At 40.4% G+C, this 12,512-nt stretch carries 9 protein-coding genes; 4 read left to right on the forward strand and 5 right to left on the reverse strand.

The window, feature by feature from the left end; all coding sequences use genetic code 11:
• Window positions 1-26 precede the first annotated feature (26 nt).
• The 4 genes from AAGA51_RS19760 to AAGA51_RS19775 all read left to right on the forward strand — a co-directional run bounded on the left by AAGA51_RS19760 (window position 27) and on the right by AAGA51_RS19775 (window position 5,441).
• On the forward strand, window positions 27-749 hold the full coding sequence (locus AAGA51_RS19760; RefSeq protein ID WP_042485771.1) for an AzlC family ABC transporter permease: 723 nt from the start codon (window positions 27-29) through the stop codon (window positions 747-749).
• On the forward strand, window positions 746-1,066 hold the full coding sequence (locus AAGA51_RS19765; protein WP_042485769.1) for an AzlD domain-containing protein: 321 nt from the start codon (window positions 746-748) through the stop codon (window positions 1,064-1,066). The genes AAGA51_RS19760 and AAGA51_RS19765 overlap by 4 nt, the downstream gene beginning before the upstream one ends.
• 378 nt (window positions 1,067-1,444) lie before the next feature.
• Window positions 1,445-4,411: a PAS domain S-box protein gene (locus AAGA51_RS19770; protein WP_052404594.1), complete on the forward strand. Its 2,967-nt coding sequence runs from the start codon at window positions 1,445-1,447 to the stop codon at window positions 4,409-4,411.
• A 4-nt stretch (window positions 4,412-4,415) separates the two neighbouring features.
• Complete coding sequence (locus tag AAGA51_RS19775) at window positions 4,416-5,441, forward strand: HD domain-containing phosphohydrolase (RefSeq protein WP_042485765.1); 1,026 nt, start codon at window positions 4,416-4,418, stop codon at window positions 5,439-5,441.
• A gap of 82 nt (window positions 5,442-5,523) precedes the next feature.
• On the opposite strand, the gene AAGA51_RS19780 is transcribed toward AAGA51_RS19775, so the two are convergent.
• From AAGA51_RS19780 to AAGA51_RS19800, 5 genes are all read right to left on the reverse strand, one after another.
• Window positions 5,524-6,729: an EAL and HDOD domain-containing protein gene (locus AAGA51_RS19780; protein ID WP_042485762.1), complete on the reverse strand. Its 1,206-nt coding sequence runs from the start codon at window positions 6,727-6,729 to the stop codon at window positions 5,524-5,526.
• A 1,037-nt stretch (window positions 6,730-7,766) separates the two neighbouring features.
• On the reverse strand, window positions 7,767-9,329 hold the full coding sequence (locus AAGA51_RS19785; protein WP_042485756.1) for a sensor domain-containing diguanylate cyclase: 1,563 nt from the start codon (window positions 9,327-9,329) through the stop codon (window positions 7,767-7,769).
• 332 nt (window positions 9,330-9,661) lie between these two features.
• Window positions 9,662-10,582 carry a substrate-binding domain-containing protein gene (locus AAGA51_RS19790; protein ID WP_052404593.1) on the reverse strand — a complete coding sequence of 307 codons (921 nt, stop codon included), beginning with the start codon at window positions 10,580-10,582 and terminating at the stop codon, window positions 9,662-9,664.
• Complete coding sequence (locus AAGA51_RS19795; protein WP_042485753.1) at window positions 10,572-11,192, reverse strand: OmpA family protein; 621 nt, start codon at window positions 11,190-11,192, stop codon at window positions 10,572-10,574. The genes AAGA51_RS19790 and AAGA51_RS19795 overlap by 11 nt, the downstream gene beginning before the upstream one ends.
• On the reverse strand, window positions 11,185-12,498 hold the full coding sequence (locus tag AAGA51_RS19800; protein WP_042485751.1) for a TolC family outer membrane protein: 1,314 nt from the start codon (window positions 12,496-12,498) through the stop codon (window positions 11,185-11,187). The genes AAGA51_RS19795 and AAGA51_RS19800 overlap by 8 nt, the downstream gene beginning before the upstream one ends.
• Window positions 12,499-12,512 lie beyond the last annotated feature (14 nt).

The raw sequence follows: 12,512 nt of genomic DNA on the forward strand, positions 1-12,512 counted from the left end.
TTAATATTCACAACTAGGATGACTTCATGAGTAGTACAGTTTTGTCACGGCATTCATACACTGAATCAAAATCCCGTTCCTTCTGGCAAGGAACCATTGCCATGCTACCGTTGAGCGTGGCTGTTTTGCCTTGGGGGCTACTTGCAGGCTCGTTCGCTATTGATGCTGGATTAAATCCGTTTGAAAGTCAGGCGCTATCAGCAATTTTATTTGCTGGTTCAGCGCAACTTGTCGCAACCGGGATGATTAAAGCAGGTACAGGCCTGATGGCTATGTTGCTCACCACACTATTTATTACCTCTCGTCATGTTCTCTATAGTGTGTCGATGCGTAGTAAAATCAGTCCACTGCCAACTCGTTGGCGACTCATCCTCGGTTTTTTGTTGACCGATGAGTTGTTTGCGTTGTGCGGCCAACAGAAAGAGCAACATTTCAACCGATGGTACGCGCTCGGTGCTGGATTAAGTTTCTATCTGATTTGGAACTTCGCGACACTCGTTGGTATTGTTGCTGGTAGTCACATCCCTTCACTGAACGAACTAGGGCTGGAATTTGCTGTCGCGGCGACATTTATTGCAATCGTGATACCGAATATAAAGAGTTTGCCAATGGTTGTGTCTGTCTTGGTAGCAATACTACTTTCAGTTAGCTTAACAGTAATCAATGTAGATGGCAGCCTTATGGTCGCTAGTGTCGGCGCGATGCTAGCGGGTTATGCTACAGAACAGTTGCAAGGGGTACGTGTATGATTATGTTATCAATATTTGCAATGACAGCATTAGTTTTCTTGAGCCGTTATGTGTTTCTAGAGCCTTTGTTGCCACTGCGTCTAAGCCCTAACCTACAACGTTTTTTAAGTTATTCTGGACCAGCAGTGCTTACCGCAATCTGGGCACCGATTGTATTTACCCATGAAAAATTGTTGTGGCTGGATACCACGAATCCTTACATTTGGGCGTCCTTACTGGCAGGGATCCTTGCGTGGAAAACTAAAAATGTATTGCTTACAACAGTGGCTAGCATGGCGATATTTTTATTGCTAAATCTGGTGTTATTTAGAGCTTAACATCATAAAGCCGTACAAATTGCTAACAATATTTAACAAAAAAATCTAAGGGTTAATGTTTTGAATCCAGCACAGCTTAGTTCAATACAGTTATGCATGAGTTTTTTATATTGAAAAGTCAAAAACAAGAAAAGTACTTATATCCGTTTAAACTCAAAAAGGGGCATATTTGTTTGTCATGCTCTAGTCTCATTTGTAACATTAGCCCTACCCTGATACTCAATAACACATATAAAACTTCAAGCACATGCTTTACTGTTCACTATACTTGTAAGTAAATAATAACCAATATCACTAATACGTTGTCAGCAAACAGGTTTAGGGCTTTTTCTTGATACAACCTTAGTTGCTGCAACTGAACTTGAAAGTGAATAGCTTATGAATCGTAAAGTTCTAAAGAACTCGGTTGGCAGCATAACAATTGATGTAAAAGGCTTTATAAAATCTTTTGACCCGATTGCGGAAGATATTTTTGGTTATAAATTCCATGAAGTCATGAACCAAAATGTATCAATTCTTATGCCAGAGCCTTACCGTTCTCATCACAACGATTATCTGCACCGATATCTAGTAGATAATAATGCTCACATTATCGGACAAGGCAGAGAACTTCCCGCGATGAGAAAAGATGGGAGCACATTTCCCATGTGGTTAACCGTTAATCACGTAAAGATTGACACCACGAGCCTCTTTATTGGTTCCATTTTTGACTTAAGTGCACAGAAAGAAACCGAACGTGAACTGAGTCGAAGTGAAGAATTCTCGCGAGCAGTATTAGATACAGCAGTAAACCCTATCATTACCATTGATGCTAAAGGGAACATCAAGTCATTCAACAAGTCAGCGGAAACCTTTCTCGGTTATTTAGAACAAGACGTTGTTGGTAAGAATGTGAATATTCTGATGCCAGAACCCTATCACTCTATGCATGATGGCTACCTATCAAACTATCTAAGCAGCGGGTCACCCAAAATCATTGGTACTGGACGTGAAGTTCTAGCAAGACGAAAAGACGGTAGACAAGTTCCTATTCATTTATCTGTTGGGGAAATGAATATGGGAGAGGAGAAAATGTTTGTTGGGATCATGACGGACATTTCCGAACAAAAAGCAGTAGAGCAAGAACTTCTCCACCATAGAGAGAAGCTTGAGGAGTTAGTGAGCATAGCAACCAAGGAAGTGGAAGCGATCATTGAAACTGCAGCAAATGGCATTTTTACCATGGATAAGAATGGCATCATAATGGTCTTCAACCCACTGGCTCAGGAACTTTTTGGATGGCAAGAACACGATATTGTTGGACGTCATTTCAGTACTCTTTTTGCTGGGGACTGCGAGACCGACAGTTTACTCGCATTGAATAATGCAGCGATCAGCGATCGGCAAAAAGGATTAGAAGTCACAGCCAAAAACAAACAAGGAAGACTATTCCCAGCGTTTATTGCTATTGGTCATCAAGAGTTTAAAAACGGTCATCATCTCTTCGTCGCATTCATTCGAGACATTACTGAGCAAAAGCGTAAGGAAGCCGAACTTAAACTTGCCAAAGAATCAGCAGAAAAAGCAGCAAAAGTAAAATCGGCCTTTCTCGCCAATATGAGCCATGAAATCCGTACGCCGATGAATGCCATTATCGGCTTTTCAGACATCATTAAACAGTCCAAAGAACTAAGCCCTCAGCTTTCTGAATACATGGATATTATTGTCTCTTCATCAAAATCGTTACTTTCTTTGATTGACGATATTTTAGATGTATCAAAGTTAGAAAGTGGGCACTACACCTTAGACAATGTTTGTTTCCACTTACCCAATGCTGTCGCAGACTCAATGAAGATGTTGCATCACAAAGCTTCAGAGAAAGGACTCTCCTTCAGTATTCACTATGACACTAGACTGCCTAAACGCTTCATCGGTGACCCAAATCGCCTACGACAGATACTAGTTAACTTAGTCGGAAATGCCATTAAGTTCACAGAGAAAGGAACTGTCTCAATAAATATTTTGAAGGGAGATAAACAGGAAGAGCTATTATTTTCGATTACGGATACGGGGATTGGTATGACAGAAGAGCAGATAAACGTTGTCTTCGACTCTTTTGTTCAAGCTGACAGTTCAATTAGCCGGCGTTTTGGTGGTACAGGTTTAGGAACAACCATCTGTAAACAACTTGTTGAGATGATGGCTGGAAAAATTTGGGTTCGAAGTGAATTGGGAAAAGGTACGAAAGTTTCCTTTACCTGCCGATTACCCGTCTCTGAAAAAAATATCGAGTGTCTCTACGACGAACTTACGTCCGATAAGCTCTCAGATTACATTTCTCCAAGAGTATTTCGCATTCTTGTCGCCGAGGACATACCAGAGAATGCCACTTTAGTTATGTTAAGACTTGAGCAACAAGGACATTCCGTCGTTTGGGCTAAAAACGGCATTGAGGCTATCGATTTGTTCAAACAGAATTCTTTCGATCTCATACTGATGGATGTGATGATGCCCGTAATGGATGGACTGGATGCAACTCGCCATATTCGACAACTCGAAATCAATTCATCAGACAAAATCCCAATTATTGCGCTTACCGCTAGTGTCTTTAATGAAGAATACGAAAAATGCATGGCGTCCGGCATGGACTGTATCGAAGCGAAACCTATCGATTTCAATCATCTTTTGATGACCATAGAACAATGTGTTGCCGCACACAAAGGGAAAAGTCATACAAAAATGACCATTGAACCGACGATAGAATCGACCATCGATTTCTCTGTGGTCGGGTCTGTTGCCGATGTCAGTGCGGCACTTAGAAACTGGCGAGACCCGCTTACTTACGCACAAGCTCTCCAATCATTTGCTTCAACACATGCTGATGATACAAAGCGATTAACTCAATTGATTAAAGACAACAACGACACGGATGCTTACCTGCTCACCCATGCACTAAAAGGCGTGTCAGGAAATCTGATGTTGCTTGATGTGGCATCTAGCTGTATTCATATCAACCACGAACTCAAAGGCAATAACCGTTCAAAGCTAACGGACAAATTGAAGAGTCTTGATGTCTTTTTGCTAAAAGCAGTCAATGCTATCAATAAATTGCAAATTGCATCTCCACAAGATGTGCAATTGAAAACGTATAACCAAACTGCCGTTTTTGCCCTTTTGGAGCAGTTCCAGCAATCTCTTGAACTGCTCAATCCAGACGATGTTGAACCTGTTTTGAAAGAACTGGAACAATATTTGGGTGCTAAAATGTTGTCCCCTATAAAACAAGAAGTTCTCAGATATGATTTTGATGCTGCTTTAGAAAAAGTTCAGGAACTACAAGCTCATCTACTCAACGACTTGGAATAGATAGATGAAGAAAAAATTACTCATTGTTGATGATGAACCCACCAATCTCGATGTACTGAAACAGATTCTCTGCGACGAATACACGCTCGTTTTCGCTACGAATGGAGAAAAGGCATTAGACGTTGCAATCAACCATCTTCCTGACCTAATACTCTTAGATATCATGATGCCGAATGTCGATGGATATCAGGTCTGCCAACTGCTTAATCTCAATGATAAAACAAAATCCATACCTGTCATTTTCATCACAGCAATGAGCGACATTGAAGATGAGGCTAAAGGGTTTGATGTGGGTGCAGTTGATTATATATTGAAGCCAGTATCGGCTCCTATTGTAAAAAGACGCATTAAAAATCAATTATCATTGGTCAAACTTCAGCAACTTGAACAGACACAACATGCTACGACTTGCATGCTCGGCGTAGCGGGGCATTTCAATGATACCGATACAGGTGTCCATGTATGGAGAATGTCGGCCTACGCACGAATCATTGCACAGCAGATAGGTTGGGATCCAGAACTCGTACAACGCCTTGAACTCGCGTCCCCAATGCACGATACCGGCAAGATAGGCATACCCGATGAAATATTAAAAGCTCCGCGACAACTCTCCGCTGAAGAGTGGGTAATCATGAAAACGCATACCGAAATTGGTCATCAGATACTCAGTATGAGTCCAAATCCTCTCTTTCAAATGGCTTCAGAAATTGCGTTGTACCATCACGAACGATGGGACGGTACGGGTTATCCAAGAGGACTAGCTGGGGAGGATATTCCCGAATGCGCAAGAATTGTCGCGATTGCTGACGTCTTTGACGCTTTAACCATGAAGCGTGTATACAAAGCGCCTTGGACAACTGAAGATGCCATTCAAAAAATCATCGATGGTTCTGGTAGTCATTTTGACCCAAGATTGGTTCAAGCCTTTGAGGACTCAATTGAAAAAATATTGGAAACCAAAATGTTGTGGGATACCAAAGAATTTGACGAGAACTTGGCTTCGGATGGCTCCGAAAAGCACTCGGTTTAAACTCTAAAGTAGTTGCATCTTTATACAACTGCAAAGCAAGTCCGTTACGGGAACATTTGACATGACTGGAATACCAGCCTCTTCAATCCAAATTCTTATTTACATAAGCAATCGTATTGATAAATCGTTTTGACATTGACGGCGAAATTTTGTTGTGGTTCGACTGAAACTTGTCTACATAGCTCCAATTACCTTCTTCTAAGGATTTAACCAATAATAACAATTCACCGAGATCACCTTTGTACTCCAAAATAGCGTCAGTGATGTCTCGGTTCAAGTTTAAACTGGAGAGAATCACGGGCATCTGCATGTCCATTAACGCATCGATAAGCGACAACATACCTGTGATATATGCTTTTCCGGTTTCAGCTCCTCCATGGAATTCCAACGCTAACGTTTGAAGAAGATGTGCACGATATAATGAGCTAAGAAACAATGATTTTGGCTTGTTCTTCGGGCACATAGATATAATCAGATGCGATGAAAATCGCTTGAGCCTTTCTTTACCTAGATAACTCACTGCTTGATTAATTGAACTGATTTCTGCACGTACAGAAACTTGACTATTGACATAGTTGAACAATCGAATTGTTAGGGATGGACTCTTAGCGATAATTTTTTCAATGGTGTCGACAGAAAACTCTGTCTTAGTGATTTCTTGCAGAAGCTCTATGTTTGCTTTGAACACTTCATCGAGTTTATTGTGTTTGATTAATTGCGGTTTAGAGAAAAAATAGCCTTGAAAGAGATCAAAGCCTAACCCCTTGGCTTCTTCATATTCTTCATACGTTTCAACTTTTTCTGCTAATAACTTTTTATTGCGCTGTTTCAACTCAATGGCAAAATGTTTAATTTGGTTTAACGGGCAGGCTCGTATATCGAACTTTATGATATCTGCAACGTCAATAAACGGACTCCAACGTTTATCACTAAAACAGAAGTCATCGAGTGCAACAATGTAATCATTCGCTTTAAGAGATTGTAAAGCATGCAAAAGATCTGCGTCAGGCTGACAGGTTTCCAATACCTCAACGATATACTGGTCGTTTGGGAACTCTAACGGCAGTTCATTAATTAGATCATCGTAATCAAAGTTCACAAACCCCAATTTTTGATCGAGTAATACCCCTTGATAAGTCAAATGCTGTTCAACAAATAGGCGTTCGGTGATGCCATAGGTCATCCCATTCGGAAATGCATTACTTGGTCCATCACGATAAAGTAATTCATAACCATAAATGTCTAAATTTCTGTCAAAAATGGGCTGCCTTGCTACATAACTGAACATAGTTCGCTACACCTTACACTCGCTGATGCTGATCACTTATGAGATGTAACTCGAAGAAAACACAAAAACCAACTAGAAGTTTTGAATACCATGATGAAAAGCTATTTCACATAACTTGTACGTGATAGGTATCGACTAAAGATGCTTAACATTTCATTGGTTACAGTATGACATCTCTTAGCCTACATCGATCTAGTACCAAAAACCGCAACCATACGAAGGCATTTAAAACGACCACTTGGTTATAAATTTACTTAGGATTGAACTCGAGAGAGCAAACAAAGAAAACTTGTCCCATGCAAATTTTATTGAAGCGTCACATATCAAATACCACGAATATCTTCTCGAAAGTTTCAGAGCTTTTTATCAGTATCTCTGACAATCAAGTCTAAACTCTCATAGATGGAAAGTACCTTCTGCTGCCACTAAACAAGGCAATACTATCTTTTCTCATAGTGCTTTTGGGCAGATATATAACCATTTATGGATACTGGCCTTTAAACTCTTTAACCATATTGATGTGTTATGCGTTTGCATGTAACCATATAAGTATGTCATTTGGCATTGGATTATTTTTCAAATGCAGCCAGAGATGATCAAAAGACAAAGTCGTTAAATATAACGCAACGCTTTCATCTCCAAATTCGTCTGTTAGCTCCCTTAGTAATAATTCTGAATACTTGTCTACTAACTCATCATAATCTTTAAGTTTTATACTGAACTCTTTCATCAGACACATTTTACAAGTATCGCTTCCTTAACAAAGCTCATTGAAAGTATCAATTACCTTCTTCATAGCAAAGTGTAATATGAAATTTATGCTATAACAAAACCATTACCTTGGTGTAGATAGTACTTGGCGCAAATTCCTATCCATGAGCAAACTCAGTATCCCAACCATATCCTGATTCACATAACCAAAAGTAGACCAATTGATGATAAAAGAAATATGACTTAATTCTTCGACTAAGAAACTTTGAACATTTCTGTATTACACGCTGAATCAGAACACTTATAGATAACGACATCTCTATTTCTCATTGGGAGGCATGCATCTCTGTACGATTTCGGCCTTTACGCTTAGCTTCATATAACGCATTGTCTGCATGTTTTATCGCTTCGTGAACAGATTCCGTTTGTCCTTGCCAATAAGAAACACCAATTGAAATGGTCACACGACCAACAGTCTCAAAATCAAAAACTTCGATAGAACGACGTATCCGCTCTGCAACATCAAAGGCTTGCACGGAATCTGTATTAGCAAGGAAAATAACAAACTCTTCCCCACCAGAGCGGCAGACGATGTCTTGGGTTCTTGCTTGAACTGTCATTTTTTTACCCACATTTATTATTAACTCGTCACCAACATCATGACCGAAGGTGTCATTGACCCTCTTAAAATGGTCAATGTCCAAGGCCAATAACGAAAATGGCCTATTCTGCTCCCTAAATTGCTCAATCGCTTTATCAAGGCCTCTACGATTGAGTAATCCCGTCATGGCATCGGTCAACGTGTCAGAATGTAGCTTATCAATGGTATTCGATACGATACTAAAGGCATTCAAAAAGCTCCGTCTTAAATGCTTAACTTCAAAATACCACGCGTTGATTCGTGTTAAATTTGATACCGTGGATTGATAATTTTCAACATGAGTGACGGCGTTAGCTAGCTGTCTTAGCGGTCGTGTAATAAATACAGAAAAACCCCAAATCAACAACAACGTCACTAAACCAAGTGGTAGTCCCTCCAACATAACGTCATACATTTGTTTATCAAGGCTTTCTAGGGCGTTACTCTTCGGCTTCTGTACCACCACACCCCATCTGGAATTGTTAACAGGGGCATAGCCCGCTAACATATCAATTCCCTGTGAGTTGATAATTTCAGCGTACCCATCTTCACCGTTGATAACGGCAGTGATCGCCGCGTTATTTTTGATAACTTGTCCAATTCGCCTTTCATCAGGGTGGAAAATGATGGTCCCGTTCCGGTCAACCACATACATATAGGAGCCATCACGATAGCTATGTTTACCTAAAATCGTATTTAAGATGTTTGCCTTATCAAGATACAATGTACCACTGATATACCCCAGATAGTCTCCGGTTTCAGCGTAAATTGGATGGGAAATGCTGGTAATATAATTACCCGAAGGTGATACAAAAGGGTCTGTGATGAGAGGCGCTCTGGCATTCAAAGATTGACGAGCAGGCTCTTGCGTTAAGACCACGCCTTTCATTGCTAATGTCTCTGGCGATATCGCAATGATGGTGCTTTCTGTATCCACAATAACCACTGAATTAAAAGAGTTTGTCTGCAATCTCAAACGGTCGACTTCTCGGTCTAATGCTTGAATATTGCCCATCTTATCTCTCAGATTATTAGCACTGAAATTCAGTTGTGACATTGCTGAATTAATGAAAGTATCCGTCATGCTTGCCATTTTTTCTGCGTAGACCCAGTTCGACTCCATCGTATTGTTAAGTATTAAGGCTCTCTGTACTCGGTACACCGAATACAAAGCATTCAGTAACGTGATGGCAACACTGAACATGCATAAAAGCAAAATCAATTTTCTTAAATTTAATTTATTCAACATTTAACTCGATTGACTCCAACCCATCATTCGGTAAGAAGGTTAGACTTACACACTTCCACATAAAAGAAATGCATCAAAAAGAATTCTAAGAATGTGACAACAATGCGAACGTTTCGAAATGTCGCCAATTTAACAAAAAAACAATGTTTTATCATGTCAGTTGAATAGTGTTTCACCTAAACATGCCATTACCAAATGGTGCTCGAAAGGGGGAAATAGGGGACTCTCACCTTTTATTACACTTCTAAGGAATGTGTTTTCTCAGGGCAATACCTTGCGAATACTTTATCTAGTTTAGAGAATTGTAAATCAATTAAAATATGGGAACTTTATCATTTGTACCCTCCTGATATTAATGGCTCATCCAACTTCAATGCTATTTTGTTTCGATGAATAGCTTCTTCAGGAAGCCTTAAAAATCCATACTGATTCAGCGTTTCAGTATGACTTGGGGTAATCGTAAATTCTAAGACGCGTTGTTCGCTTTGACTCAACTCATTTCGGTATGGAGGTAAGTCTACGTACATGTAGTAGACACTTGATAGAGGATATCTTCCTGAATAAATGGTTTCGATGTTCGCCTCTTGTAAATCACCAAATCTGTCGATGATAGAAAGTATCTTACTGTCTTTCCACTTATCGTTATAGGTTACATAAACCATGGATGCAGCTTCACTGCCTAACTTATCAAGCAAATCATCTTCATCAGCAACAAACTGAGTTAAAGAGTAAGTCCCTTTTGAACATTCCACCCAATCACTAAACCTCTGATGAATGTTAAACTCATCAGAGACTGCAAATGGAAGGACATACTGCTCACTTGCACTCTTGATTTCTCGAGGCCATTTAGCCGGAGTTATATCTTCATTACAGCCAAAAACCTTACCAATCTGACCAACTGTCATTGAAGTATTCGGGTTATCCTGATTGATCAAGATGGCGACAACATCAGCAGTTAGATAAAGCTGGGTAGGACGGTATCCTTTCAGGTTGTAAAACTTTGCGACTTCTAAATCCGTCCATTTTTTTGAGGTGATGCCAATTTTGTATCGCCCCAAAAGCATGTCCCCCGGAATATCCTCACTGCCATATATTTCTGCATCAATACCCTGCTCACTCACCAGTTGGTTAGCTAAATCGGAGATATAGCTTTCAGCACCGATAATAGCTTTATCGTTGGAGGGCGACTCTTCAGCGAAGACAAAAAAGGGTATCAAAGCAAACAGACACAAACTTATACGTTTAATTTTCATCTTGAACCTCCACTGCCGATCCTGGGTTGAGAACAGTATCAGAGCTAAAGATTGTCCACGAAGGCTTAACGCTCATAGTACTCACCTCTACCACAGCGATCGTTCGGCGATGCCGCTCTTTCAACTGTGAGGTCAACGACGTTATTTGAGTAAATTCTTGCTCCTCAATTCTTTGGGGATCAACTCCATTTTCAACAAGTAACCCCCTGATTACGTGAGTGCGTCTCTTTGCAAGTTCCCGATTGTAGTCCAAAGTCGCTTCAGGACTGGTATCACCGATTAGGATAGCTATAGATTCAGGATTGGACGCCAAAAGTTCCAATAACTCTTTCAATGGTGTTTGATGCTCAGACTTAATATCAGACTTGTCCATGTCGAAGAAGAAACTAACCACATTTAAACTTTGTGTCGTATGCCAATCTGCACATCCCTGACTATCAACTAAGACGCCTTCAGGGGTATCCGCGCACAAATCCCTTTGATTAATCACGCCATCTTTATCTTGATCGGATAAATCATCCAACTGATGTCGGGTGGTTCGCACATCTGGTTGTTGTGCACAACCTAGAAGCAAGAGAGACATCAGAAATAAATAATGGAATTTACTCATTGCCTTTCTCCTGCCATTCCTCTGGATATTCAACTCTTAGAGCGTAAGTCAATGTACCCATCGCGTTAAATAAACGATATGCCGCCACTAATCGGTCGTATTTAGTTCGCACATAATTTCGTCGAGCTGCGAATGTTTCGACTTTGGCATCCAGTACATCAAGCAGACTTCTTCGACCTACATTAAATTGCTGGATGTAACCGAGCTCTGCAATTTTTGCTGCATCTACGTTAGTTTTTAAGATGTTTTTCTGCTGTTCTAACAATTCGTAGGCATTCCACGCCAGTTGGGTACCTTCTTCTGCATCCAACTGAGCCTGAAGACGCACAGCTCGAGCTTCTTCAGCACGCCAAGCGGAAGATTCCACTCTTGAATTAGTCGTAAATCCACTAAAAATATCGTAGTTAAGTGTCAGCATTATCTTGGCATCTTCATTAATTCCTTCGATGTTATCTACATTGTCCGTTTTGTTAGCGGATAGTTCGAGTTTTAGCTCGGGATAGTAACCACCTTTTTCTCGGTCAATTTCTTTTCGAGCAGCGTTCAAATCATTGATAGCTGACTTAATAGACGGATGCCCATCTGTCGCCTGTTGTTTCGCTATGTCGACATTTGGAGGGATTAGACGGGCATCAAATACGGGCTCAATGATATCTTTTGGTGCTTTACCAACTAAACGCAAGTATTTGGTCTTTGCATCATTAAGATTGTTTTGAGAAGCGATGAGTGACGATTGAGCTGTCGCGACTCGAGAAGCAATCTGTGCTAAATCAGAATTACTGGTCAACCCTTTCTCTTTTTTGTCCAAGATTAACTGGTATATTTCCTGATGCTCTCGTAGGTTTCTCTTTGTCAGTTCCAAAAGTTCTTCGGCGTGCAAAACATCAACGTAAACCTTCACAGTTTCCAAGGCGATATTTTCGGCAGAAGATAATAAACTCAGCCTTGCGGCCTCAGCTTCTAAGTCAAGTCTTTCAATGTCCGATGTCGTAGCAAAACCATCAAACAACAGTTGTGAGATTTTTATACCCAGTTCGGTTCTATCCAGAATCCGATCTTCGCTATCAATATAGTTGCCATTGCTATAACGAGTTCCTTCATAACCAGCAGCGGCATATAGATTTACTTGAGGTAAATAGCTCCCACCCACGGCATCGCTGTCTTTACGCATCGATTGGAAACGGGAATATTTGGCAAGTAAGTCCGGTGAGCTATCCAGAGCAAGTGCTACAGATTCTTCAAGCGTCATTGCATTTACAATGGGACTAGCCAGCAAACATCCCAAAACTATTGTTTTAAAACGCATTAAATGTCCTTATT

This window comes from Vibrio diazotrophicus, assembly GCF_038452265.1.
GTDB classification, from domain to species: domain Bacteria; phylum Pseudomonadota; class Gammaproteobacteria; order Enterobacterales; family Vibrionaceae; genus Vibrio; species Vibrio diazotrophicus.

Coding starts and splice junctions, on each gene's coding strand:
- AAGA51_RS19760 (WP_042485771.1), top strand. CDS start 27: ATGAGTAGTACAGTTTTGTCACGGCATTCATACACTGAATCAAAATCC.
- AAGA51_RS19765 (WP_042485769.1), top strand. CDS start 746: ATGATTATGTTATCAATATTTGCAATGACAGCATTAGTTTTCTTGAGC.
- AAGA51_RS19770 (WP_052404594.1), top strand. CDS start 1,445: ATGAATCGTAAAGTTCTAAAGAACTCGGTTGGCAGCATAACAATTGAT.
- AAGA51_RS19775 (WP_042485765.1), top strand. CDS start 4,416: ATGAAGAAAAAATTACTCATTGTTGATGATGAACCCACCAATCTCGAT.
- AAGA51_RS19780 (WP_042485762.1), bottom strand. CDS start 6,729: ATGTTCAGTTATGTAGCAAGGCAGCCCATTTTTGACAGAAATTTAGAC.
- AAGA51_RS19785 (WP_042485756.1), bottom strand. CDS start 9,329: ATGTTGAATAAATTAAATTTAAGAAAATTGATTTTGCTTTTATGCATG.
- AAGA51_RS19790 (WP_052404593.1), bottom strand. CDS start 10,582: ATGAAAATTAAACGTATAAGTTTGTGTCTGTTTGCTTTGATACCCTTT.
- AAGA51_RS19795 (WP_042485753.1), bottom strand. CDS start 11,192: ATGAGTAAATTCCATTATTTATTTCTGATGTCTCTCTTGCTTCTAGGT.
- AAGA51_RS19800 (WP_042485751.1), bottom strand. CDS start 12,498: ATGCGTTTTAAAACAATAGTTTTGGGATGTTTGCTGGCTAGTCCCATT.